We start from the raw sequence: 24,446 nt of genomic DNA, 5'->3' as shown, positions 1-24,446 counted from the left end.
CAGAGACGACGAAATTGACCACCGAGCGGGAGATCCTGAAGCGGGCAGCGAGTTATGTGGGTGATCGGTGTCAAGCGGGGGTGTCGTCGAGCTTGGTGAGGACGGCGTCGTAGACGTCGCGGCGGCGGTCGTGACCCTGCTCCGCGGCGTCGTCTCGCTGTGCCTGGATGGTGTCGCGGTGGGCGATGGTGGTGAAGAACATCGTGCAGGATTCGCAGATGGTCTCGTATTGGCAGTCCAGTTCGCGGGGGCGCCCGCAGTAGCCGTTGCCCAGGAGGCGCTTGACCGTCTCGTTGCGTAGCACCCGCATGTTCTGTCCGGCCGCGTCGGCGGGCAGCACCGCATGTTGCCCGTGGGCGTGGGCGGCTTGTTCGTAGAGGGCTTCGACCTTCTCGGTGACGGCGAAGTACTCCTCGGCCACCGTCCGGTCGGCGATGCGCCACATTCGGTGGGTCTCTTGCCGGCAGTAGCCCAGGCTGGCGGCCTGGTCGGCGAACTTGGCGGCCTGGTCGGGGTAGGCCTCGGTGACGTACTTGCCCCACCGGCATCCGGAGGTGACCACGAAGACGGGGTCGACCCGGGACACCGCAGTGCACCAGGGCGTGCCCGGCGAATGTCATCACGTCACTGCGGGTGTCGCGCCGTTGCTGGACTGGCAGCGCCAGTCAGGAGTCCAGGTCGCCGTAGCGGTTGATAAACCCGACGACTCCTCGGCGTCGACACCGACTCCCGCTTTCACCAGCAGCAGCGTTGATGTATGCGCGTGCGGCCGAGTCCAACGTCGGCGCCACCAGCGGCACGGCGGGCATCCCGGAAGGCGCCGTCCGTGGAAACACCGGGCCTGTCGCGGCGGCGTTGATGCTCACGATGTTCCTCCTGGAAGCTCGTCGTCACGGGTCAACGAGACGGCCTCGACGAACTCGTTGAGCTTGCTGCCCGCGGCATTGGCGAACCGTGCACCGCGCAAGATCGCCCACACAACCCAGATCGGCGATCTGATGAACCACCACTCGTAGACCAGCCGGTTGTGGATCCGGGCAGCCAGACGATAGCGCTCGGCGTCCCCTCTCTGCGAGACGGCCGACCTGCACGCAGCGGTCCGAATAACCATCCCAGTGCCAGCAGAGCCGCCTCGTGCAACGCGAGCACGCCCGCATGCCAGCACCTCCTGGCACAGCTCGTCCTTGAACTCCTGGCTGAACCGTCTACGGGATGCACTCACTGCGGATCTCGTTTCCAGTAGAACCCTCACCTTAGGAGGGCCCACTGTCCGAGATCACCGCGGCAGGCCAGTACAGCGTCAACGCGACCATCATCTTCGGGTCGTGCGCTGCGCGTCCCCACCCATCGGCGCGGTAGCCGGCGTGGAACGCGGACAGGTCCATCTGCTCGACCGCGTCGAGCACGAACCAGGCCAGATGGTCCTCCTTGAGCCACTAGGTCAACGACGGCGGCATCAAGAACACCTGATCACGCTCCACAGTCAAGAAGTTGTAACCCACGTCCACCTCCAGAACCCCTACCTGCCAAGAGATTTTCCCGAGACACGACCAGAAGGCCCCGAAGACGCGCCGAGGGTTTATGCAACACGCTCTTCTGGCAGTCCAGGGTAGCCCTGCGCCTCGATCGCGTGCCGGTCGAGGATCTGCTCGACCACCTGGATGGTCGCGGGCCCGAACGCGGCGGCCACGGTCGAGGAACCAGTCTCGCGACCACAGCCCGTCCGCGTTGCGGTGCCGCGGTGGAACATGGCCCGGATCGGTCGAGTACTGGCCCTTGCGACCCGTCTTGCGACGGTGCTCGGCAACGACCTGCTGTCCGTCGAACACCGTCACCCTTGAGGCAGGCAGCCGCACCCTCACCAGGCGTCCGGCAAGGGCGTAGGGCACCGAATAGTGCTGGTAGTCGGTCGTGAGGTGGTAGTTGCGGCCGATCTTGACCTGCCTCCATCCAGAGCCTCCGGCCGCCAGCCGAAGACGAAGGGGAGAACCGTCAAACCGGGGTGCTGCGTTGCGCGATGGCGCTCGCCCAGGGCCAAGGCGTGCGGCGCGTCCCCGGGCGTCCACCAGTACTACTGGGACGGCATCCGCCCGACATCCGCTTCACGCTACGAAGTGCGCGGTCCTGCCCGTCAGGGGCTTCCGAACTTCGCAGCACCTGGGCGACGACCGTTGTCACATCGTCATACATATGCAACAGTGGTTTTGCACACATGACGATGGCCCCGCCTAGGGGTCGACCAGAGAAAGGGGAGGCCCGTGAGCAAAGTGAAGGAACTCGCCTACGTCGGATATGAGGTCTCGGACCTGGCGGCGTGGGAGCACTTCGGCGTCGATCTACTCGGGATGCAGTTCGGCGAGAAGACGACCAGCGGCTTTACGCTGCGTACCGACCACAAGGCCCACCGCTGGGTAGTGGAGGCAGGCGCGGCTGATGACCTCGTGGTGAGCGGTTACGAGGTCGCGAGCGAGCCCGAACTCGACGCGATTGTTCAGGGCCTTGGTAGTGCTGGCTTCGAGGTGACAGAAGGAGATGCTGCCCTTGCCGCCGATCGCAAGGTGGACCGGATCTTCGTCACCACCGACCCGATGGGAAACCGAGTTGAGCTCGTCAGCGGCTTCGCAGACGCCGAAACTCCCTTCGAGTCCACGAAGCTCCTAGGTAGCTTCGTCACGGGCGACGGAGGCGCCGGCCACCAAGTGCTATTGACAGGTGATGTTAGCCGCGAGGAATACCTCGCCTTCTACGTTGACCTGCTGGGTCTCAAGATCAGCGATATCATCGTCGAGGAAGTGGCGCCGGGCATCGTCGCGGATCTAATCTTTCTGCACTGCAACCCGCGCCACCACACGGTCGCCTTCGGAAAGCTTCCGTTTCCGAAGGTCACGCATCACTTCATGCTCGAGGTTAGCGACATCCGTGACGTAGGTCTTGCCTATGACCGTTGTCTAGACGCCAGACAGCCGTTCGAGATGACACTAGGCATGCACACAAATGACAGAATGTTCAGTTTCTACGTACGGACACCGTCTGGATTCAACGTGGAGTACGGTTGGGGCGCCCTCCTGATCGACGACGAGACCTGGGAAGTCAAGACTCTCGACCGCCGGCACACATGGGGGCACCGTCCACCCCAGGTTCTGGCCGAGCAACTCGCGCACACGGCAACGGACGAGGTGCACTGAGGTGACTCTTCGCCCGAGCGATATCGCTCGCGACGTGAAAACGAAGAACTGGAACATCCACTATTACGAGGCTGGCGAGGGACATCCGGTGGTGCTTCTGCACGGAGGCGGCCCGGGTGCCACCGGCTGGAGCAATTATGCCTCGAATATCGAGGCACTCGCTGAGAGTTTTCACGTCTTTGCCGTGGATATGCCCGGTTGGGGCGAGTCCGACGCAGTCTCCTTCGATGAGGTTGACCATGTTGAGGCGGCAGTGCAGTTCCTGGATGCCCTTGGCATCGAGAAGGCTGCCTTCGTCGGGAATTCAATGGGCGGCCACACGTCTATCAGACTGGCTGCCGAGCAGCCGGGTCGCGTGTCGCACCTGATCACGATGGGTCCGCCAGCGACCATGCGGCCAATCCTCTTCGGTGCTGGCGATGGTCCGTCCGAAGGGCTGAAAGTGATGTACGAGGCGTACCGGGCGCCCAGTCCGGAGAACATGCGTCGCCTCGTTGAGATCATGGTCTTTGACTCCGCCACTTTTGCGACGCCTGAGCTGTGCCAGGCGCGGTCGGATGCAGCACTGTTGCGCCCGGATCACCTGGAGAACGTCGTCGCGGGGCTGCCTCGGGCGCCCATCCCCATCTGGGCGGATATGAATACCGTCCGTGGCATCACGGCGCCGACTCTACTTATTCATGGTCGTGATGACCGAGTGGTGTCATTTGAGACGTCGCTCATGCTTTGCGCAAGCATCGCCAACTCCCGTGTCGCACTGATCAACCGGTGCGGCCACTGGGCGCAGGTCGAGCACGCTGCCGAGTTCAACAGGCTGGTGACCGACTTCGTACTTCACAATTGAGAATTCCCGGTTTTCATGCACCTATGAAGCACCCTCCCAGTGCTTGCCTTCGGAAGGCCCAGCCTTGGGGCTGGCCTCGGATCCATGCGGAGTAAGGAGTCGGATACCGTGAGTGAGGTGGCAACCTCCAGTATCTCGGTGGGGCGCCTGAACGAGCTGGGTGAACCGTGGTCGCTCCCTGGATGCCCGGTTCCATTGGAGGTGTTGCAGGAGGTTCGTGACACGGTCCGCGCCATGCAGTTCCTGGTGCTGCAGCTGGCTGATCCCGACGTCGACGAGGTTGTAGACGTCCGGACAGCCACGGCGGCATTGTCGCGTGTATGGCAACTGGCGATCGGGGCGATCGACGCAGGGCAGCCAGACGCGGGAGTCGAGTCGAGAAGGAAACTTCTTGAAGTTCTCGGCAGGGTCAGAAACGTTGAGGCTCGGCTCCGCGAGGCGCAGGCACGCGAGCGTGAACGCGCATCGGACTTTTTCCAACAAACTATGTCGGAGTTGGAAAACACCGAGTCAACGGAAGCACTCCTCCAGCGTGCTACGGAGGTGGTCTGCGGCATCGGGTTCGACCGGGCGATCGCATCGACCCTGCAGGACGGCATGTGGTTCACCAATGCAGTCTGTATCCCCACGGACGAAGCGTGGGCAACCGAGATACTACGTGTCGGCGGCGCTCATCCTCAAAAGGTGTCTTCATTGTTCGAGTCGGTCATGATACGGGGAAAGAAGGCGATCTGTGTGACCGCGGTCTCAACTGATGAGCGCATCCATCGGCCCCTCGCTGACGTCTCTAGGGTCCATTCTTATGTGGCTGCACCCATCTTGCAGAAGGGCCTCGTGGTCGGGTTCCTACATGCGGATCGCTACTTCCAGCGTCGCTACGTCGGTGAACCTGATCGGCGGTTGCTCACTCAGGCAGCCCGATCGGTCTCGCACCTGTGGCAGAGAAACGCCCTCTTAGACAGGCTCGGGGTGATCCAGTCAGGGCTGGCGAGCCTCAGCGACACCGCAACGGGTGCCGCCGACGGATACGCGGATATTACAATGCCGCCACCCGCCGGTGGAGTCGGAAGAGCGAACAGCTTCATGCGCTCTCAGTTGGACACGTATCCGCGGCAGGCGGTCCGGTTTGCGCCCGCCTCGTCGCTGTCAACGCGCGAGAGCGAGGTGTTACGGCTCATGGCCGCCGGCGAGACGAATTCAGCAATAGCGGCGCGGCTATTCGTCACAGACGAGACGGTGAAGTCGCACGTCAAGCAGATTCTCCGGAAGTTGCATGCGCGCAATCGGGCCGAGGCAGTCGCCAAATGGCTGGCATGAGTACTGTTGGTGAACCATCGGGTTCGAGGCGCACATGGATACGCACGAACAAAAGTGGGGACATTGCCCGTGGGCGAGCCCCTCAGACCTTCTTGGTGGCCGTATGCGGGATTCCTTGGCTCTGCAAACAGCTCACTCCCCTGGCAGTGGACGAGCCTGGCCTTGCTGAGACGCTATCGGGCCATTGCCGCGACCCGAAGTTAACCAAAGCAGGCCGGTGGCACAGTGGATGCTGGGATTTCACATACGAACATGCGTATGACATACGCGCAGCGCATTGAGCCCGAATGACCATGCCTTCCGCACCTTGGATGCGGCCCCTGTCCCAGAAAGTCCGAGCAGAACCGTGATGAAACCCCGGTCCGTCGCGTTCGATCTCTTCGGTGAGTACCTGCGCTATCGGGGCGGGGAGGCGCGGCTGTGTGACATCGTCGCGCTGCTCGCCCCCTTCGGCGTCGGCGCCTCGACCGCTCGAGTGGTGATGTTGCGATTGAGAAAAGAGGGCTGGTTCGATACACGCCCCGGTGTCGATGGGCGAGAGGTGATTTACGCACTGAACGAGCGCAGTTGGGGGCTCCTCAACGAAGGCCGGGAGCGGATCTTCGCGGACCCACGCGCCGAGTGGGACGGCTGGTGGCACATGGTGATCTACTACGTTCCGGAGTCGGCGAGGGCCAGCCGTGAGGAACTGCGCAAGGAGTTGGCGTGGCTCGGGTTCGGGCCTCTCGCAGCAGCGACCTGGGCGTCTCCCCATGACCGGATGGCCTCCGTAGAGGAGAAGTTCGCACTCTCCCCCGACGTTCGCCTGGATCTCCTGCGCGCGCAATCTAAGGGGCTGTCGTGGGATCGGGACATTGCCGAACGATGCTGGGATCTTCACTCGCTCAACGAGGACTACCTGGCTTTCCTCACGCAGTATCGGGCAGAGCTTCCACGCTATCGCGATGGACGCGTGCCGCCGCTGGAAGCGCTCGTGACGCGGACCGAACTTCTTCAGGAGTGGCGGAGGTTCCCGTTCCGGGACCCTGGCCTGCCCGTCGAACTGCTGCCGGCTCACTGGCACGGCCACGACGCATACGACCTCTTCCTAGAGGCGATTGAGTGCCTGCGGCCGGGAGCCGAACAGGCCATCATCGAGGTCACCGGGAGGACCAGGGAACGGGATGTCGACGACGATAATATTGGTTCATCTCCTTGACGACCGCTAGGCATATGTATCACACTCGTATTCGGGTCGCCGGTAATTAACGGGCGCACGTTGTCTAGGAGTTCTAATCTGAGGGGCTGCCGGCGGACCGCGACATGGCTGAGCGTTGCTGGGACCTCGACGCCCTCAACGCCGACTACAAGGCGTTCCTCGAGCGCTTCCGTGCCCAGTTGCCCCGCTACCGTTCGGGCCGGCTCGCGCCGGACGAGGCACTGGTGACACGCATCGAGCTCTTCCACGAGTGGCGGAAGTTCCCCTTCCGCGACCTTGGTCTGCCGCTGGAACTGTTGCCCGCCCGTTGGTGCGGCCACGATGCCCATCAGTTGTTCAAAGAGGCGTCCGAACTCTTGCTCCCTGCGGCAGAGCGAGCCATTGACTCCATAACCGGAACTCGACGTGAGGAACCAGTGCAGATGTCCGCTTCAACTATTTGACGCCCGTCTGCCAAATGTCGCAGACTGGCCGGCCTGGCTAGCCACATGGTGGCCACGATGACGTGAACGCGTAGGAGATTCCATGTCGCTCTCTGTAGCCTGCATCGGCGGTGGTCCCGGCGGGCTGTTCGCCGCGACGCTCATCAAGCAGCGCCGGCCGGACGCCCGGGTGACCGTCTACGAGCGCAACCGCGCCGACGACACCTACGGCTTCGGCGTCGTCTTCTCGGACGCGACCCTGAAGAAGATCAACGACGCCGACCCGGTGCTCATCGACGCGCTGCGCGAGCACGGCACGCATTGGGAGGACCTCGAGGTCCGGCTCAAGGGTGAGCGGATCACGGTGGGCGGCAACGGGATGGCCGCCATCTCCCGCAAGACGCTGCTGCTGCTCCTGCAGGAGCGCGCCCGGGCCGAGGGCGCGGACCTGCGGTTCGAGACCGAGGTGGACGTCGACGACGTGCTCGCGGACCACGACCTCGTGGTGGCCTCCGACGGCGCGAACTCCCGCGCCCGCGAGCGTTGCGCCGACACGTTCCGGCCGACCGCGGTCGAGGCGAGCGCGAAGTTCATCTGGTTCGGGACCTCGTACATGTTCGACGGGCTGACGTTCGTCCACAAGGAGGGCCCGCACGGCGTCTTCGCCGTCCACGGCTACCCCATCTCGGAGGACGTCAGCACCTTCATCGTCGAGACCGACGAGGAGACCTGGCGCCGCGCCGGCCTCGACAAGTTCGACGTCACCCAACCCCCGGGACCGAGCGACGAGAAGAGCCGCAAGTACCTCGAGGAGCTCTTCGCCGACGAGATCGACGGGCAGCCGCTGCTGGTCAACAACTCCCGCTGGGGCAACTTCCGCACCCGCCGGGCCGCGTCCTGGCACGCCGGCAGGCTGGCCCTCCTCGGCGACTCCGCGCACACCGCGCACTTCTCGGTGGGCTCCGGCACCAAGATGGCGATGGAGGACGCGATCGAGCTCGCCCTCGCCGTGGCCGAGCACGACGACGTCGAGCAGGCCCTGGCCGCGTACGAGGCGGCGGCCCGCCCCTCGGTGGAGAAGATCCAGGGCTCGGCCCAGCCGAGCCTGTCCTGGTGGGAGCACTTCGGCCGCTACCACGCCGCGTTCGACCCCACGCAGTTCGCCTTCCACTTCATGAGCCGGTCCATCGGCCGCGCCAAGATCGCCCGGCGCGGCCCCGACTTCATCGCCGCCGTCGACGCCGCCTGGCGCGAGCGCCACGGCAACGACCCGCTCAGCACCCCGCTCGACCTGGGCGAGGTGACCTTCCCGGGCCGCACCGTGCGGATCGTCGAGCGCGACGGGCGTCGGTTCGTGACCGACGACGGCGGCGCCGCGGTCCCGCTCGCCGAGTGCCCCACCGCCCTAGACGGCGGGCGCGCCGTCGAGGGCGGCAGCGCGCCGGGCAAGGACGAGCCGTGGGCGCTGTGGCTCACGGCCCCGGAGACGGAGGACGGCGTAACCGGCGCCGCGGCCGCGGTGGCGGCCTGCCGCGCCGAGCGACCCGCGCTCGTCGCGGTGCACGGCGGGACGCCGCTCACCCGGGTCCTGCTCGCCGAGGAGGTCCGCCTCGCCGCTGGCCTGCCGGTCGCCCTGGTGGAGGAGCAGGCCGACGAGGACCGCGCCGCCACCCTGGTGCTCTCCGGCCGGGCCGACCTCGTCGCGACCGCGGGAGGCACCGGTGTCTGACCTGCGACCCCTCTTCTCCCCGCGCGGCGTCGCCGTCGTCGGCGCCTCGCGCTCCGGCGCGAAGCTCGGCGCCGTCATGGCCCGCTCCCTGCGCAGCTTCGACGGCGCCCTCGGGCTCGTCAACTCGCGCAACCCCGACCCCGGCGCAGGGCTGCACGCCTCCGTCGCGGCGGCCTCGCAGGCCCTCGGCGCCCCGATGGACCTCGCGATCCTGTGCGTGCCCGCCGCCGCCTGCGCCTCCGCCGTCGAGGACGCCGCCGCGGCCGGCACCAAGGCCGCCCTCGTCTGCGCCGGTGGGTTCGCCGAGTCCGGCGAGCAGGGCGCCGTCCACCAGGCGGCCCTGCTCGAGGCCGTCCGCCGCACCGGCGTGCGACTCCTCGGGCCGAACACCTCGGGGTTCTTCTCCCCCGCCCAGAAGCTCACCGCGAGCTTCGTCCCGGCGGCCGCGGACGTGCCCGCCGGCGGGGTCGCCGTCGTCGCGGCCTCCGGCGGGATCAACCACGCCCTGTCCTTTCTCCTCGCCGAGGCCGGCCTGGGCGTCAGCCTCGCCCTCGGGCTGGGCAACGCCACGGACGTCACCGCCCCCGACGTCCTGGACCACCTCCGTGACGACGACGCCACCCGCGTGGTCGCGCTGCACGTGGAGTCGGTCGCGGACGGACGGCGCCTCGTGGACTCCGTGCGGGCGCTGACCCAGCGGGTGCCCGTGGTCGCCCTCGTGGTGGGCCGCAACGACGTCGCCGAGTTCGCCCAGTCCCACACCGGCGCCCTGGCCACGTCCTGGCGGACCACGCGGGCGGCGCTGCGCCAGGCCGGCGCCATCCTGGTCGACGACGAGCAGCAACTGGTCGACGCCGTCGCCGCGCTCTCCCACACCCGCCTCGCCCCGGCGGCCGACCCGGGCGTGGGCATCGTGACGGCGCAGGCGGGGCCCGGTCTGATGCTCATGGACAGCCTCCGCGGCCACGGCGTGGCTGTGCCGACGCTGGGCGACGCGACGGTGGCGCAGCTCGGGGAGCTCCTGCCCCCGCTGACCTACCAGCTCAACCCCGTGGACACCGGCCGCCCGGCCGAGACGTTCGGCGCCGTCCTCGAGACCGTCGCCGCCGACCCGGCCGTGGACGCCGTCGCCACCTACGCCCTCACCGAGCCGGACAGCATCGACCTGGCCGCCACCGTCCCGGCCGCCTCCGCCGGCACGACCGTGCCAACGCTCGTCGGCCTCGGCGGCGCGCCGGACGAGGTCCGCGAGATCCGCCGACGCCTTCACGAGAACGGCGTCGCCGCGTACGGCGCCCCGACAGCGCTGGCCACCGGCGTCGCCGCGCTGGTCGAGGACGCCCGCCGCCAGCACGGCCTGGCACGCAGCGCCGCGACCGCCCGACCGGCAGGTACCGGCGAGAACGGGACGCCGGTACCTGCGGAGCGGACCTCGTGGGACGAGGACCAGGCCAAGAGCCTGGTCGCGCAGCTCGGCGTGCGCACCATGCCGCGCCGCGCCTGCGGCTCAGACGCCGAGGCGCACGCGGCCCTGGACGAGCTCGGCGGCCCGGTCGCCGTCAAGCTGCTCGACGCCGCCGTGCTGCACAAGACGGAGATCGGCGGCGTCCGCCTGGGCGTGCGCAGCCACGAGGGGCTGGACGAGGCCCTCGCCGGGCTGCGGTCCGCCGGCGCGGACCGGTTCCTCGTCGAGGCCATGGCCCCGGCCGGCGTCGACCTGATCCTCGGCGCGCGCAGGGACCCCGTCTTCGGCCCGGTCGTCCTGCTCGGGCTCGGCGGCACCGTGGCGGAGGCGCTCGCCGACGTCAGCCTCCGCGTCGCGCCGCTCTCCCCCGCCGAGGCCGCCACCATGCCTGACGACCTGGCCGGGCGCGCCCTCCTGGAAGGCTTCCGCGGCTCGCCCGCCCTCGACCGGTCCGAGCTCGCCGCCCTGCTCAGCGCGCTCGGCACCCTGCTGCTCGACCACCCCCACCTGGGCGACGTCGAGATCAACCCGCTGCGGGTCACCGCGGACGGGCTCGTCGCCCTCGACGCTGTCGTCACCACGAAGGAGTCGTGATGGTTCGCCCCATCTCCGAAGGAATCGTCCCCTGGCCCGCCGAGCTGGTCGAGCGGTTCACCGCCGCCGGGTACTGGGAGGGCAAGAGCCTGGGCCACCACCTCTGGACCGCCGCCGACGCCCACGCGGACGACGTCGCCGTGGTCGACGGCGAGGTGCGGCTGACCTACGCCCAGCTCGTCGCCCGGGCCGACGCCGCCGCCTCCCGGCTGCGCGACCTCGGCATCGCCGCGGGTGACCGCATCGTGGTCCAGCTGCCCAACGGGTGGGAGTTCGTCGTGCTCACCCTGGCCTGCTTCCGGGCCGGGATCGTGCCAGTGATGGCCTTGCCCGGGCACCGGCGCCACGAGGTGTCCTACTTCGTCGCCCACGCCGAGGCCGTCGCGGTCGCGGTGCCGGACGTCGTCAAGGACTTCGACCACCAGCGGCTCGCACTCGAGCTCGCCGCCGAGAACCCTGGCCTGCGCTACCTGCTCGTCGCCGGCGAACACGTCGCCGAGGGGTCCGTCGACCTGCGCGCCCTGTGCGCGGCGCCGGCCGACGACGCCGAGGCCGCGTCCCACCGCGCCCGGTGGGACGCGGAGGAGCCCGCGACCTCCGACGTCGCCCTCTTCCTGCTCTCCGGCGGCACCACCGGCATCCCCAAGCTCATCCCCCGCTCGCACGACGACTACGCCTACAACGCCAAGGAGTCCACGAAGATCTGCGGCTTCGACGCCGACACCGTCTACCTCGTGAGCATCCCGGTGACGCACAACTTCCCGCTCGCCTGCCCGGGCGTGCTCGGCACCCTGCTCGTGGGCGGGACGGTCGTCATGCTGCCCAGCCCCTCGCCGGCACGGGCGTTCGCCACCATCGAGCGCGAGGGCGTGACCCACACCGCCGTCGTCCCCGCCATCGCCAAGCGGTGGCTCGACGAGCAGGCGGCCAACCCCACCGGCCAGCTCGCGTCCCTGCGGGTGCTGCAGGTCGGCGGCTCCCGGCTGGCCGACGAGGTCGCCCGCCGCGTCCCCGGCACGCTCGGCTGCACGCTCCAGCAGGTGTTCGGCATGGCCGAGGGACTGCTGAACTACACCCGCCTCGACGACCCCGAGGAGATCATCTTCACCACCCAGGGCCGCCCCATGTCACCCGCCGACCAGGTCCTCCTCGTCGACGAGCACGACAACCCCGTCCCCCGCGGCACCCACGGCTCGCTCATCACCCAGGGCCCGTACACGCTGCGCGGGTACTACCGCGCCGAGGAGCAGAACGCCCGCGCCTTCACCACCGACGGGTGGTACCGCTCCGGCGACATCTGCCGCACGGACGAGATGGGCAACCTCATCGTCGAGGGCCGCGACAAGGACATGATCAACCGCGGCGGGGAGAAGATCTCCGCCGAGGAGGTCGAGAACCTCGTCTACCAGCTGCCCGCGGTCCGGCTCGTCGCCGCTGTCGCCATGCCCGACGACGTCCTCGGCGAGCGGGTGTGCGTCTACGTCGTCCCGCACGACGGGCAGTCCGTGAGCCTCACGGACGTCCACGCCGCGATGGAGACGGCCGGGGTGGCCCGGTACAAGTGGCCCGAGCACCTCGAGGCCACCGACGAGCTGCCGACGACGAAGGTCGGCAAGATCAACAAGAAGGCGCTCCGCACCGACATCGCGGAGCGTCTCGCTGCCGGGCTTGGCATCCGCGCGAGCCTCTGATGCCGGCTTACGCATTTGCCGGGGTCACCCCGGTCGTCGATCCGACAGCGTACGTCCATCCAAGCGCGGTCCTGATCGGTGATGTGGTGGTCGGGCCGAGCTGCTACGTCGGTCCGCACGCGTCCCTGCGAGCCGATCTCGGCGGCATCGTGCTGGGTGCGGGCTCGAACGTGCAGGACGGCTGCGTCGTGCACACCTTTCCCCGCCGCACGACCGTGATCGGCGAGGACGGGCATGTCGGGCACGCGGCGGTGCTCCACGGGTGCACGGTGGGGACCGGCGCGCTCATCGGGATCGGCGCCGTCCTGCTCGACGGCGCACGGGTCGGTGAGCGTGCCTTCGTCGGGGCGGGCTCGCTTGTGCCTGCGGAGATGCAGGTTCCCGCCGGACACCTGGTGCTCGGCTCCCCGGCTCACGTGGTCCGCGAACTCTCCGACACCGAGTTGGAGTGGAAGGCGAACGGCACCCGGATGTACCACGAAATCGCTGTCCTCTCGCACGAGCGGCTCGAGGAGGTCATCCCTCTCACAGCCCCCGAGGCGGACCGCCCGGCGCTGCCCTTCGGCTCGGACGATGCCGTTCCCATCCGCGAAGCAAGAGTCACCGGCTGACGGTGACCGAACTGCCAAATCAGCACGTCACACGTTTCGAAAGGATCAGACGATGACCACCACCGAAGAGCCGCTCGAGCACAGCGACGTCGAGAACGCAATGCAGCCGGAGGACACCCCCGAGCTGCGCGAGCTCTACGCCGGGTTCGAGGCGAACCACATGATCCCGCTGTGGACCCAGATCGACGACCTCATGCCCACGAGCCCCTCGCCGAAGGCGGTGCCGCACGTGTGGAAGTGGTCGATGCTCTACCCGCTCGCGCAGAAGTCGGGCGACCTGGTGCCCGTCGGGCGCGGGGGCGAGCGCCGCGCCATCGGCCTGGCCAACCCGGGCATGGGAGGGCGGGCCTACGTCTCCCCGACCCTGTGGGCAGCCATCCAGTACCTCGGCCCGAAGGAGACGGCTCCGGAGCACCGCCACTCCCAGAACGCCTTCCGCTTCGTCGTCGAGGGCGAGGGCGTCTGGACGGTCGTCAACGGCGACCCGGTGCGCATGTCGCGCGGCGACTTCCTGCTGACCCCGGGGTGGAACTTCCACGGCCACCACAACGAGACGGACCAGCCGATGGCCTGGATCGACGGTCTCGACATCCCGTTCTCCTACACCAACGACGTGGGCTTCTTCGAGTTCGGCTCCGAGCGCGTCACCGACTACGCGACCCCGAACTACTCCCGCGGCGAGCGGCTGTGGTGCCACCCCGGCCTGCGTCCGCTCTCCGGCCTGCAGAACACCGTGTCCTCGCCGATCGGCGCATACCGGTGGGAGTACACCGACCGTGCGCTGACCGAGCAGCTGCTCCTGGAGGAGGAGGGCCAGCCGGCGACGGTCGAGCAGGGTCACGCGGCCGTGCGCTACGTGAACCCGACCACCGGCGGTGACGTGATGCCGACCATCAGGGCCGAGTTCCACCGCCTGCGCGCGGGCACGGCGACGGCGACCCGCCGCGAGGTCGGCTCGACGGTCTTCCAGGTCTTCGAGGGCTCGGGCTCCGTCGTCATGGACGGCACCGAGCACCAGCTCGAGATCGGCGACATGTTCGTCGTCCCGTCGTGGGTGTCGTGGTCGCTCCAGGCCGACACCCATTTCGACCTGTTCCGTTTCTCCGACGCCCCGATCATGGAGCGTCTCCACTTCGACCGCACCTACATCGAGGGAGCCGACCGATGAGACTGACCACCCTGCGCACCGCCTCCGGGACCGTCGCCGCCCGGGTCGACGGCGACAAGGCCGTCGAGCTGACCGGCTACACCGACGTCGCGGACCTGCTGCGTCGCGGCGACCTCGCCGCCGTCGCCCAGGCGGCCGGCACCGAGCACGACCTGACGACGGCGGACCTCGCCCCGGTGGTGACCACACCGGGCAAGATCGTGTGCGTCGGCCTGAACTACCGCAACCACATCCTCGAGATGGGCCGCGAGCTGCCGGAGCACCCGACGCTGTTCACCAAGTTCCCCGAGGCCCTCATCGGTCCGCGCGACGAGATTCAGGTCCCGCCGGAGTCGGACAAGATCGACTGGGAGGGCGAGCTCGCCGTCGTCGTCGGCAGGAGCGTTCGCCGGGCCGACGCCGAGCAGGCGGAGGCCGCGATCGCCGGGTACACGATCATGAACGACATCACCATGCGCGACTACCAGTACCGCAGTCCCCAGTGGTTCCAGGGCAAGGCGTGGGAGAGCTCGACCCCGCTGGGCCCGGTCCTCGTCACCCCGGACGAGCTGCCCGCCGACGCCGAGCTGGTCACCCGCCTCGACGGGGAGGAGATGCAGCGCGCCCGCATCGACGACCTCGTCTTCGACGCCGTCGCCCTGGTGCGGTACATCTCGACGATCTTCACGCTCAACCCCGGTGACGTCATCGCCACCGGCACACCGGGGGGCGTCGGCCACGCGCGCAAGCCGGGCCGTTACATCTCCGCCGGGCAGACCGTGTCCGTCGCGATCGACGGCATCGGCGACGTCGTCAACGTGGCGGTCGCCGAGAAAGTCGCGGGCGCCGCCGAGCAGACGCCGGCCACGGTGGGCGTATGAGCACCACGCTCGAGCAGGCCCGTGAGGAGCTGCGCCGCCGTCAGGGCGCGGGTGCCCGGTACGACGCCGCCGACGCACCGGCCCGAGAGCTGGCGTGGGCACGGACGGGGACGGCGTACTTCGCACGGAAGCTCAACGAGCTGACCGACGAGGACCTGTTCGGCCCGAGCCTGCTGCCCGGATGGACCCGCGCGGCCCTCGTCGCGCACGTGGGCTACAACGCCCGCGCGCTCACCCGGCTGTGCGAGTGGGCGCGCACCGGCGTGGAGACGCCGATGTACGCCTCGACCGAGCAGCGCAACGCCGAGATCGACCGAGGCGCCACCCTGCCTGCCCGGGCGCTGCGGAACCTGTTCGCCCACGCCGAGGTCCACCTGAACGTCGAGTGGCGCGACCTCACCGACCATCAGTGGGACCACGAGGTCCGCACCGCGCAGGGACGCACCGTCCCGGCTCGCGAGACCGCCTGGATGCGCGCCCGCGAGGTCTGGGTCCACGCCGTGGACCTCGACAACGCCGGCTCCTTCCGAGACTTCCCCGCCGACCTGCTCGACGAGCTCCTCGCCGACGTCGTGCGGGCGTGGGCGCGGCGCCCGGAGGCGGTCGAGATCGTCCTCGCCCCCGCCGACCGCGGCGAGCAGGTCACCGTGGGCGAGGGGACCGGCCCCACGGTCACCGGCACCACGGCGGACCTCGTCCGCTGGCTCACCGGCCGTGGCGCACGCCGACTGACCAGCACCACCGGCGAGCTGCCCAAGATCCCGCGCTGGTTCTGACCCGCCGGTGCCAAGGATCGGCTCCCTCCGGCACTCTCTCTGCTTTACGGCAGCTGTTCCGTTGAAGGTGAATTGGCCGTTCGTAGGGCCAGACGGGCTGCATGTCGGCCTGCCCAGCGACCCGTGATGAAAGCGGGCGCGAGACCGCCGACATATCCGTAGCGGGAAAGACCGCCTGCGTCGGCGCCAGCTGCGAAAAGATCTGGAAGAGGGGTGCCATCGTGGCCAAGCACTTGCGCGTCGGTGTCGATAGCAACTCCCCCAAAGGTGAACGTGATAGACGGCTGTACCATGACGGCGTAGTACGGGGAGACCTTCGGACCCCTCGCTGAAGGTGCTACCCGTACGCCATCGACCGATCCACCACCTGTTGTCGACGACGCTCGAAAATGAGGCTATAGCGACGGTCGAAAATGAGGCCACCCAGACAGATTGGATGGGTGATCTCTGTGGAGGATTGGGCTCTGGTCCGGCGGCTGGTGGCGGATGGTGTTCCGCAGCGTCAAGTCGCCCGGGACTTGGGTATCGGACGGGCGACGGTCGCGCGGGCTGTGGCCTCGGAGGGGCCACCGAGGTACGAGCGGCCGGCGGTGTCGACGTCGTTCACGCCGTTCGAGCCGGCGGTGCGGCAACTGCTGGTCACGACCCCGGACATGCCCGCGACGGTGATCGCCGAGCGGGTCGGGTGGACCGGGTCGATCACGTGGTTCCGTGACAACGTGCGGCGTCTGCGCCCGGAGCATCGGCCAGTTGATCCGGCGGACCGGCTGATCTGGCTGCCGGGGGACGCGGTGCAGTGCGACCTGTGGTTCCCGCCGGTGCGGATCCCGCTCGAGGATGGCACGGGGGCGGTGCTGCCGGTGCTGGTGATGACCTGCGCGTACTCACGGTTCACGCTGGCCCGGATGATCCCGTCCCGTCACACCGCGGATCTGCTGCTGGGGATGTGGGATCTGCTGATGCAGCTCGGGTCGGTACCGCGACGGTTGATCTGGGACAACGAGGCCGGGATCGGACGCGGTCGCCGTCATGCTGAAGGGGTCGGTGAGTTCACCGGGACCCTGGCCACCACGCTGCAGCGCTGCAAGCCCTACGACCCGGAGTCCAAGGGACTGGTCGAGCGCAGGAACGGTTACCTCGAGACCTCGTTCATGCCCGGTCGGGACTTCGCCTCCCCGGCGGACTTCAACGACCAGGTCCAGGACTGGTTGACGCGGGCGAACGCGAAGGTGGTGCGCACGATCAAGGCCGCCCCGGTCGAGCTCCTGGCCGACGATCGCGCAGGCATGCTGGCGCTGCCCCCGGTGCCGCCGTCGGTGGGGTGGACCAACCGGGTCCGGCTCGGGCGCGACTACTACGTGCGCGTCGACCGCAACGACTACTCCGTCGACCCGAGCATGATCGGCGCTTTCGTCGACGTGCGCGCGGACCTGTCCCGGGTGCAGGTCCGCCACGGCGGGCGCTTGGTCGCGGACCACGAGCGTGGGGGTGTCAGATGGTCTGTGTAAGGGGCGGGTCTCCTACTGAAGGAGATTGACTATGGCTATGACCAAGCCGAAGAAGGGCGAGTCCGAGCAGGAGCCGGAGGCTCGACGGCTACGTCGTGAGTTCTTCGACGACGAGATGCTCGACAAACTGATGTCCGCCACCGATGAACGAGGCGTGTCGCTCACGGGTGAGGGCGGGTTCCTGCCCGAGATGATCAAGGCCGTCCTCGAGCGCGGGATGGACGCCGAGCTGACCGACCATTTGGGCTACGAGAAGGGTGACCCGGGAGGGAATGGTTCGGGCAACTCGCGCAACGGCAGGACCCCGAAGACGGTCGGTACCGAGGTCGGGGACATCGGCCTGGACCAGCCGCGGGATCGCAACTCCAGCTTCGCCTCGGCGTTGGTGCCCAAGGGCGCCCGGCGCCTGGGTGGGCTGGAAGACATGATCATCTCGCTGTACGCCGGCGGGATGACCATCCGCGACATCCAGCACCACTGGCCGCGACGCTGGGCACCGAGCTGTCCCACGAGACGATCAGCAACGTCACCGACGCCGTCGCCGAGGAGGTCACCGCGTGGCAGACCCGCCCGTTGGAGGCGTTCTACCCGGTGATCTACCTCGACGCTCTGGTGGTCAAGATCCGCGACGGCGCACACGTGGCCAATCGCGCCGCGCACATCGCCGTCGGCGTGGACATGGACGGCGTCAAGCACGTCCTGGGCATCTGGGTCCAAGCCAGCGAAGGCGCGAAGTTCTGGGCCAGCGTGTGCTCCCAGCTGGCCAACCGCGGCATCAAGGACGTGCTGATCGTCTGCTGCGACGGTCTGACCGGCTTCCCCGAGGCCATCGAGGCGACCTGGACCCAGGCGATGGTCCAAACGTGCGTCGTGCACCTGATCCGAGCCTCGATGCGATTCGTTTCCTACACCGACCGCAAGGCCGTCGCGGCACTGCTGCGTCCGATCTACACCGCGCCGAACGAGGACGCGGCGCTGATCGCGTTGGCCACCTTCGCCGACTCGAACCTGGGCAAGAAGTACCCCGCTGCGGTGGCCTCCTGGGAGAACGCGTGGGAGCGATTCACCCCGTTCCTGGCCTTTGGGCCGGCGTTGCGCAAGGTCATCTACACCACCAACAGCATCGAGTCGCTGAACTTCCAGCTGCGCAAGATCATCAAGAACCGCGGACACTTCCCCAGCGACGCGGCCGCGATCAAGCTGCTGTGGCTGGCCATCCGCAACATCGAGGACAAGAGGGCCCGCGAACGAGCCAAGGAAGCCGGACTGCCCCGAGGCGCTCCCCGCAAGGCCCCCGGCAAGCTCGTCGAAGGCTCCGTCATCCAAGGCTGGAAAGCCGCCCTGGGAGAGCTCGCCCTCGTCTATCCCGACCGCATCAACGCCTACCTGTAACAACCGACGAGATCCAGACCGCTTACACAGACAACTTGACAGGCTCGCTCGACCGGGGCGGCCTTGATCGTGCGCACCACCTTCGCGTTCGCCCGCGTCAACCAGTCCTGGACCTGGTCGTTGAAGTCCGCCGGGGAGGCGAAGTCCCGACCGGGCATGAACGAGGTCTCGAGGTAACCGTTCCTGCGCTCGACCAGTCCCTTGGACTCCGGGTCGTAGGGCTTGCAGCGCTGCAGCGTGGTGGCCAGGGTCCCGGTGAACTCACCGACCCCTTCAGCATGACGGCGACCGCGTCCGATCCCGGCCTCGTTGTCCCAGATCAACCGTCGCGGTACCGACCCGAGCTGCATCAGCAGATCCCACATCCCCAGCAGCAGATCCGCGGTGTGACGGGACGGGATCATCCGGGCCAGCGTGAACCGTGAGTACGCGCAGGTCATCACCAGCACCGGCAGCACCGCCCCCGTGCCATCCTCGAGCGGGATCCGCACCGGCGGGAACCACAGGTCGCACTGCACCGCGTCCCCCGGCAGCCAGATCAGCCGGTCCGCCGGATCAACTGGCCGATGCTCCGGGCGCAGACGCCGCACGTTGTCACGGAACCACGTGATCGACCCGGTCCACCCGACCCGCTCGGCGATCACCGTCGCGGGCATGTCCGGGGTCGTGACCAGCAGTTGCCGCACCGCCGGCTCGAACGGCGTGAACGACGTCGACACCGCCGGCCGCTCGTACCTCGGTGGCCCCTCCGAGGCCACAGCCCGCGCGACCGTCGCCCGTCCGATACCCAAGTCCCGGGCGACTTGACGCTGCGGAACACCATCCGCCACCAGCCGCCGGACCAGAGCCCAATCCTCCACAGAGATCACCCATCCAATCTGTCTGGGTGGCCTCATTTTCGACCGTCGCTATGGCCTCATTTTCGAGCGTCGTCGACAAACCGACGGCTTTCGGGCCACTCTACTTCTGAGCCATCAGTTTCGAGCCGGATTTTGGGCCGTCTGGCGAGACTCGACGAGGCGGCTCGAATACGAACGTCACCGAGCCGTACGTTGAGGTGCCGCAATTGACGATTTTGCCGTGCAAGCACCTTCATCCGCTTCGGGCCTAGATCATTCAGCATCTGCTGTATAGTTCACCAGATGCTGACCATTAATACCCGGCTGGACGCGATGCACCGTCTTGGCCGTGCACTGGCCGACCCGACCAGATCCCAGATCCTCCTGACCCTGCTCGACAGTCCCGCCTACCCGGCAGAGCTGGCCCGGGACCTGGACCTGACTCGCTCGAACGTGTCCAACCACTTGGCCTGCCTGCGCGACTGCGGCATCGTAATTGCTGAGCACGAGGGCCGCAGGACCCGCTATGAAATCGTCGACTCACATCTCGCACAGGCACTGGCGGCGCTGGTCGACATCACCCTGGCTGTCGACGAAAGCTCCCCATGCATCGATCCAGGCTGCTTGGTCCCGGACTGCTGCGCAGGAGAGGTGGACGCCTGATGCTCACCACGACACTCCAGGCCATCGGCCTGTTCATGGCCACCAACATCGACGACATCATCGTGCTGTCACTCTTCTTCGCTCGAGGCGCGGGCCAGCGCGGCACCACCACCCGCATCCTGGTCGGCCAGTACCTCGGGTTCGCTGGCATCCTCGGCGCGGCAGTGCTGGTGACCATCGGAGCCGGCGCCTTCCTGCCCTCCGAGGCCATTCCCTACTTCGGGCTCATTCCCCTCATCCTCGGTCTCTGGGCTGCATGGAACGCCTGGCGCGGCGACGATGATGATGACGACGCGAAGGTCGCTGGCAAGAAGATCGGCGCGTGGACCGTCGCCGGTGTCACCTTCGCCAACGGCGGAGACAACATCGGCGTCTACACCCCCGTCTTCCTCAGCGTGGATCCCCTAGCGGTCGTCGCCTACTGCATCGTCTTCCTCGCGCTGGTCGCCGTCTTGGTCGCACTCGCCAAATTCGTCGCCACCCGCCCACCAATCGCTGAAATCCTCGAACGCTGGGAACACATCCTGTTCCCCATCGTCCTCATCGGCCTCGGCATCGTCATCCTCGTCACCGGCGGAGCATTTGGTCTCTAGCAATGAACGAGACCGGTCAGGTCCGTCCGGTGGCGGTCCGGCACAGGATCGTCACCGCATTACCCTCGGCTCAGTGACAGACGTCAGTGAGCAGCAACCCGGTCGAGGTCTGCCCTAGGGTCCTCGAGACCTTTAGCCTCGCTGGCATGGTCGGATCTTTCGAAGATGAAATGCGGGACCGTGCCCGCAAGAGGGAAATTGGGCGACAGGCTGCTGAGAGAGTTGAGGGTCAGCGCAGGATCGATGTTGAACAGCAAGCGCAGCAGGCGAGTGCGGCGTTCGTGTCCGGTCCGCTGCATGCGCGGTTGTTGAAGGCTAGTGAGTTCTTGCGAAGTTCCGGCAACGCCCCGGAGATCACGCTCTACGAGGAGGTTGGGAGGAAGCGCCAGGGGTCTTCTGCCCGACCGCCGATCCCGCGTGGTGCGCCAGCTGTGCGTCGGCGCAAGACTCCCGGTGGGGGGCTACCCGATGCCACGTTCGTCGAAGTCGGGCTGGGCTGGGCCGTGCTCTTCGTAAAAGAAAACTCCGGCGAGCGTAGTTTCCGTCGGTGGTACTACGTACTGACCACATCAGGGTTCGTCGCCACGACCAATGACATAGCTGGGCTTGGTGGGGTCAAGCTCGGGCTGTTTGGAACTAAGAAGCTGTGGACGGGGAGTAGCACCGGCGCATTGAAGTCGCTTGAGTCCCCGCGGTGGCAGTCGGACGTTCCTGACAAGTTCTGGGATGGCGTAGCGATACGCGCGGGTGGGCACGACGTCCCGACGTTTAGTTTCCGGCCGCGGTCAGGTTTCCAGGAACCGGAATAAGACGACAGTGGGCCGGGTCGAGTTTGCTGCCGGGCGCTGGCTCTAGCGGTGTCGGTAGGGCGCACTTGAGGTGGATACATCAGCGTCCAGCCCCTGCCCCGCGAGGAGCTTCTCGACTGCAGTTCCCTGCCGAGGCGCACTGCTTGGTCCGACCCTCACCGCTTTGATTGCGTCTCCGGAAAATGGAAGCTTGAGGTAGGGCAAGAGCCCGCCTGCTCGCGTGCGTAGCGACGGCAACTTCTGCGGGCTGACGGCAATCAAGGGGACTGCTGCACGAATAGGTGACAACTGAACTGGCTTGCCCGACGGGCAGGCTTGAGAGGATGTCGCTGTGCCCAAGCCCTACCCCCGCGAGTTCCGTGACGACGTTGTTCGTGTCGCCAGGAGCCGGGATCCGAAGACCCCGCTGGAGCAGATCGCGAAGGACTTCGGGATCCACCAGACCACGTTGAACTCCTGGATGCGCGCCGCCGACGTCGAAGACGGCACCAAGCCCGGGATGACCGAGGACCAGAACGCCCAGCTACGCGAGTTGAAGCGGCGCAACCGGCTCCTCGAGCAAGAAGTCGAGGTGCTGCGCCGGGCGGCTGCCTACTTGTCGCAGGCCAATCTGCCGGGAAAATGATGTACCCGCTCGTCCGCGAGCTGGCCGTCGACGGGATCCCCGTCACGGTGACGTGCCGGGTACTCAAGATCGCTCGCCAGCCCTACTACCGCTGGCTCCAGGCGCCGGTCACCGACGCAGAACTGGTCGAGGCCTACCGCGCCAACGCGCTGTTCGACGCCCACAAGGACGACCCGGAGTTCGGGTATCGGTTCCTGGTCGACGAGGCCGCTATCGCAGGTGAGGCGATGGCGGAGCGGACCGCGTGGCGGATCTGTTCCCAGCTGGGGTGGTGGTCGGTGTTCGGCAAGCCCAAGCACGGCAAGGCGAAGAAGCCCGGTCCACCGGTCCACGACGACCTGTGCGCCGTGGTCGACAAGCACGGCGTCGTCCGGCACGAGTTCAAGGCTGATGCCGCGAACGAGTTGTGGCTGTCGGACATCACGGAGCATTGGACCGCGGAAGGCAAGCTCTACGTCTGCGCGATGAAGGACGTCTACTCCAACCGGATCGTGGGCTACTCGATCGACTCGAGGATGAAGTCGCGACTGGCGGTCGCGGCGCTGAACAACGCGGTCGCCAGGCGCGGCGACGTGGCCGGCTGTGTGGTTCACACGGACAGAGGATCGCAATTTCGAAGCAGGAAATTCGTCCACGCACTCAACCGGCACGGCATGGTCGGATCCATGGGCCGCGTCGGTGCGGCCGGGGACAACGCGGCCATGGAGAGCTTCTTCTCACTGCTCCAAAAGAACGTCCTCGACCGCCGCGCCTGGGCCACCCGCGAGGAGCTCCGGATCGCGATCGTGACCTGGATCGAGAGGACCTACCACCGACGCCGACGCCAGGCCGGCCTCGGACGATTGACCCCTGTTGAATACGAAGCCATCATGACCACGCCCGCCACTCAGGCTGCGTGACCCAACCTGTCACCCGTTCGTGCAGCAGTCCCCTTCTTCCGGAACGAAATTATCTGGAAGCGAACCGGGGCGCATGGGTCGGCGAAGCGGTACGCGCCCTTGCACGACGTGGTGTTGATGTACAGCAAGTCAGCCGCCTACACCTGGAACCAGAAGTACGGACCGTACGAGGAGGACTACCTCGACACCAAGTTCGCCAAGACCGACGACTCAGGTCGGCGGTTCCAAGACATCAGCCTGACCGGCCCGGACACGAGGACGGGCGACAGCGGTAAGCCATGGCGAGAGGTTAACCCCACCTCGATCAATCGGCATTGGGCGTTGCCGAAGTACCTCGTTGACCAAGGAATCGTCACAGCGGGAGCAACGACGCAGGAGAAGCTCGATCAGCTCGACGAAGCGGGATACATCTACTGGACCTCGAGGGGAACCCCCCGGCTCAAGTTCTTCGTAGAGGACGCAGCGGGCATGCCGCTTGCCGACATCTGGCCAGATATCCGCCCGCTGAACTCCCAAGCTGCCGAACGTCTCGGGTACCCGACTCAGAAACCACTGGCACTCATGGAGAGGATCATCGAAGCCAGCAGCAACCCCGGTGACGTAGTCCTTGACCCGTTCTGCGGATGCGGGACCACCGTCGACGCGGCGCAGAACTTGGGGCGACGGTGGATCGGGATCGACATCACGTACATCTCAATCGACCTCATCATCAAGCGACTCCAGCACACCTTCGGCGACTCGATACGAGACACGTTCACGACCAACGGCATCCCTCAGGACCTCGGGGCTGCCCAGGCGATGTTCACGAAGTCAGCGTTCGAATTCGAACGTTGGGCGGTCACGTTGGTGGCGGCTCAGCCGAACCAGAAGCAGGTAGGGGACAAGGGTGTTGACGGTGTTGGGCGTTTCCTCCTCGATTCCAAGGGCAAGAATGTCGGCCGCGTTCTCGTCTCCATCAAGGGGGGGAAGACCATTACCCCCTCGATGGTGCGCGACCTCGACGGCACATTGACCGCGCAGAAGGCTGAGATGGGCATCCTCGTGACGTTGGCTCCGGCGACGAAGGGGGTAAATGACGCTATCGCTCACGGAGGGGTCTACACCCACCCAGCCAACGGGCAGGCGTTCCCACGCCTCCAGCATGTGACCATCGCTGACCTGCTTAAGGGTAAAGGCCCAGCATTGCCGCCGATGCTACGTCCGTACATCGAAGCCAAGCGACAGGCCGAGACCGCGGAGCAGTCAGGACTTTTCTAGA

21 protein-coding genes and 2 pseudogenes are annotated in these 24,446 nt (G+C 67.1%); 18 read left to right on the top strand and 5 right to left on the bottom strand.

Annotation, left to right across the window (positions count from 1 at the left end; genetic code table 11):
- Nucleotides 1-70: 70 nt before the first annotated feature.
- Both JT1_RS18775 and JT1_RS19230 read right to left on the bottom strand, forming a co-directional pair.
- Complete coding sequence (locus tag JT1_RS18775; protein WP_218005636.1) at nucleotides 71-586, bottom strand: hypothetical protein; 516 nt, start codon at nucleotides 584-586, stop codon at nucleotides 71-73.
- 850 nt (nucleotides 587-1,436) lie between these two features.
- Nucleotides 1,437-1,889, bottom strand: coding sequence for a Mu transposase domain-containing protein (locus tag JT1_RS19230; protein ID WP_439645753.1), 453 nt, complete (start codon nucleotides 1,887-1,889; stop codon nucleotides 1,437-1,439).
- A 369-nt stretch (nucleotides 1,890-2,258) separates the two neighbouring features.
- On the opposite strand from JT1_RS19230, the gene JT1_RS17490 reads away from it, so the two are divergent.
- From JT1_RS17490 to JT1_RS17435, 12 genes are all read left to right on the top strand, one after another.
- Nucleotides 2,259-3,185, top strand: coding sequence for a VOC family protein (locus tag JT1_RS17490; protein ID WP_068330011.1), 927 nt, complete (start codon nucleotides 2,259-2,261; stop codon nucleotides 3,183-3,185).
- A 1-nt stretch (nucleotide 3,186) separates the two neighbouring features.
- Complete coding sequence (locus JT1_RS17485) at nucleotides 3,187-4,029, top strand: alpha/beta fold hydrolase (protein WP_032492322.1); 843 nt, start codon at nucleotides 3,187-3,189, stop codon at nucleotides 4,027-4,029.
- Nucleotides 4,030-4,146: 117 nt separating this feature from the next.
- Nucleotides 4,147-5,346: a LuxR C-terminal-related transcriptional regulator gene (locus JT1_RS19055; protein WP_169702108.1), complete on the top strand. Its 1,200-nt coding sequence runs from the start codon at nucleotides 4,147-4,149 to the stop codon at nucleotides 5,344-5,346.
- Between the two features lie 349 nt (nucleotides 5,347-5,695).
- The gene (locus JT1_RS17475; RefSeq protein WP_068330031.1) at nucleotides 5,696-6,544 is read left to right on the top strand and encodes a PaaX family transcriptional regulator; all 849 of its coding nucleotides are present in this window, start codon (nucleotides 5,696-5,698) and stop codon (nucleotides 6,542-6,544) included.
- Nucleotides 6,545-6,648: 104 nt separating this feature from the next.
- Nucleotides 6,649-6,987 (top strand): PaaX family transcriptional regulator C-terminal domain-containing protein, encoded by a 339-nt coding sequence (locus JT1_RS17470; protein ID WP_068330003.1) that lies wholly within the window; start codon nucleotides 6,649-6,651, stop codon nucleotides 6,985-6,987.
- Between the two features lie 82 nt (nucleotides 6,988-7,069).
- The gene (locus JT1_RS17465; protein WP_068330000.1) at nucleotides 7,070-8,695 is read left to right on the top strand and encodes an FAD-dependent monooxygenase; all 1,626 of its coding nucleotides are present in this window, start codon (nucleotides 7,070-7,072) and stop codon (nucleotides 8,693-8,695) included.
- Nucleotides 8,688-10,754: an acetate--CoA ligase family protein gene (locus JT1_RS17460; RefSeq protein WP_068329997.1), complete on the top strand. Its 2,067-nt coding sequence runs from the start codon at nucleotides 8,688-8,690 to the stop codon at nucleotides 10,752-10,754. Before JT1_RS17465 ends, JT1_RS17460 begins: the two co-directional genes overlap by 8 nt.
- Nucleotides 10,754-12,445 (top strand): (2,3-dihydroxybenzoyl)adenylate synthase, encoded by a 1,692-nt coding sequence (locus tag JT1_RS17455; RefSeq protein ID WP_068329994.1) that lies wholly within the window; start codon nucleotides 10,754-10,756, stop codon nucleotides 12,443-12,445. Before JT1_RS17460 ends, JT1_RS17455 begins: the two co-directional genes overlap by 1 nt.
- Complete coding sequence (locus tag JT1_RS17450) at nucleotides 12,445-13,056, top strand: gamma carbonic anhydrase family protein (protein WP_068329991.1); 612 nt, start codon at nucleotides 12,445-12,447, stop codon at nucleotides 13,054-13,056. The genes JT1_RS17455 and JT1_RS17450 overlap by 1 nt, the downstream gene beginning before the upstream one ends.
- 100 nt (nucleotides 13,057-13,156) lie before the next feature.
- Complete coding sequence (locus tag JT1_RS17445; protein ID WP_169702109.1) at nucleotides 13,157-14,224, top strand: cupin domain-containing protein; 1,068 nt, start codon at nucleotides 13,157-13,159, stop codon at nucleotides 14,222-14,224.
- Nucleotides 14,221-15,084 (top strand): fumarylacetoacetate hydrolase family protein, encoded by an 864-nt coding sequence (locus tag JT1_RS17440; protein ID WP_068329984.1) that lies wholly within the window; start codon nucleotides 14,221-14,223, stop codon nucleotides 15,082-15,084. Before JT1_RS17445 ends, JT1_RS17440 begins: the two co-directional genes overlap by 4 nt.
- Nucleotides 15,081-15,860: a maleylpyruvate isomerase family mycothiol-dependent enzyme gene (locus tag JT1_RS17435; protein WP_033098821.1), complete on the top strand. Its 780-nt coding sequence runs from the start codon at nucleotides 15,081-15,083 to the stop codon at nucleotides 15,858-15,860. Before JT1_RS17440 ends, JT1_RS17435 begins: the two co-directional genes overlap by 4 nt.
- Before the next feature lie 44 nt (nucleotides 15,861-15,904).
- Here the strand turns inward: JT1_RS17435 and JT1_RS19210 are convergent.
- A pseudogene (locus tag JT1_RS19210) lies at nucleotides 15,905-16,189 on the bottom strand (FAD-binding protein); the annotation flags it as partial.
- Between the two features lie 84 nt (nucleotides 16,190-16,273).
- On the opposite strand from JT1_RS19210, the gene istA (JT1_RS17430) reads away from it, so the two are divergent.
- Nucleotides 16,274-17,368 (top strand): IS21 family transposase, encoded by a 1,095-nt coding sequence (gene istA / locus JT1_RS17430; RefSeq protein ID WP_255218359.1) that lies wholly within the window; start codon nucleotides 16,274-16,276, stop codon nucleotides 17,366-17,368.
- A gap of 115 nt (nucleotides 17,369-17,483) precedes the next feature.
- Nucleotides 17,484-18,760, top strand: a pseudogene (locus JT1_RS17425) (IS256 family transposase).
- On the opposite strand, the gene istA (JT1_RS17420) reads toward JT1_RS17425, so the two are convergent.
- Nucleotides 18,751-19,629, bottom strand: coding sequence for an IS21 family transposase (gene istA / locus JT1_RS17420; protein WP_218005633.1), 879 nt, complete (start codon nucleotides 19,627-19,629; stop codon nucleotides 18,751-18,753). The pseudogene JT1_RS17425 and the gene istA (JT1_RS17420) overlap by 10 nt on opposite strands.
- 273 nt (nucleotides 19,630-19,902) lie before the next feature.
- Here istA (JT1_RS17420) and cmtR point away from each other — a divergent pair, with 273 nt between their 5' ends.
- Both cmtR and JT1_RS17410 read left to right on the top strand, forming a co-directional pair.
- Nucleotides 19,903-20,262 (top strand): Cd(II)/Pb(II)-sensing metalloregulatory transcriptional regulator CmtR, encoded by a 360-nt coding sequence (gene cmtR / locus JT1_RS17415; RefSeq protein WP_068316623.1) that lies wholly within the window; start codon nucleotides 19,903-19,905, stop codon nucleotides 20,260-20,262.
- Nucleotides 20,259-20,855, top strand: a complete 597-nt coding sequence (locus tag JT1_RS17410) for a cadmium resistance transporter (RefSeq protein ID WP_068316641.1) — start codon at nucleotides 20,259-20,261, stop codon at nucleotides 20,853-20,855. The genes cmtR and JT1_RS17410 overlap by 4 nt, the downstream gene beginning before the upstream one ends.
- An 83-nt stretch (nucleotides 20,856-20,938) precedes the next feature.
- Here JT1_RS17410 and JT1_RS18570 read toward each other — a convergent pair whose 3' ends face one another.
- Nucleotides 20,939-21,154 (bottom strand): hypothetical protein, encoded by a 216-nt coding sequence (locus tag JT1_RS18570; protein WP_169702107.1) that lies wholly within the window; start codon nucleotides 21,152-21,154, stop codon nucleotides 20,939-20,941.
- An 841-nt stretch (nucleotides 21,155-21,995) separates the two neighbouring features.
- Between JT1_RS18570 and JT1_RS17400 the strand changes: the two genes are divergently transcribed.
- Together JT1_RS17400 and JT1_RS17395 are read left to right on the top strand one after the other, a co-directional pair.
- Nucleotides 21,996-23,188, top strand: a protein-coding gene (locus tag JT1_RS17400) for an IS3 family transposase (RefSeq protein WP_169701965.1) whose coding sequence is annotated in 2 segments (ribosomal slippage) — nucleotides 21,996-22,280 and nucleotides 22,283-23,188 — 1,191 coding nt in all. Because the reading frame shifts where the segments join, the coding sequence is not laid out codon by codon here.
- Nucleotides 23,189-23,194: 6 nt separating this feature from the next.
- Nucleotides 23,195-24,445 carry a DNA methyltransferase gene (locus JT1_RS17395; RefSeq protein WP_255218361.1) on the top strand — a complete coding sequence of 417 codons (1,251 nt, stop codon included), beginning with the start codon at nucleotides 23,195-23,197 and terminating at the stop codon, nucleotides 24,443-24,445.
- The last annotated feature ends 1 nt before the right edge of the window (nucleotide 24,446 follow it).

It is taken from the genome of Janibacter terrae NBRC 107853, from assembly GCF_001591405.1.
Taxonomy (GTDB): Bacteria; Actinomycetota; Actinomycetes; order Actinomycetales; family Dermatophilaceae; genus Janibacter; species Janibacter terrae.
This window is presented reverse-complemented; position numbering and strand designations above follow the sequence as displayed.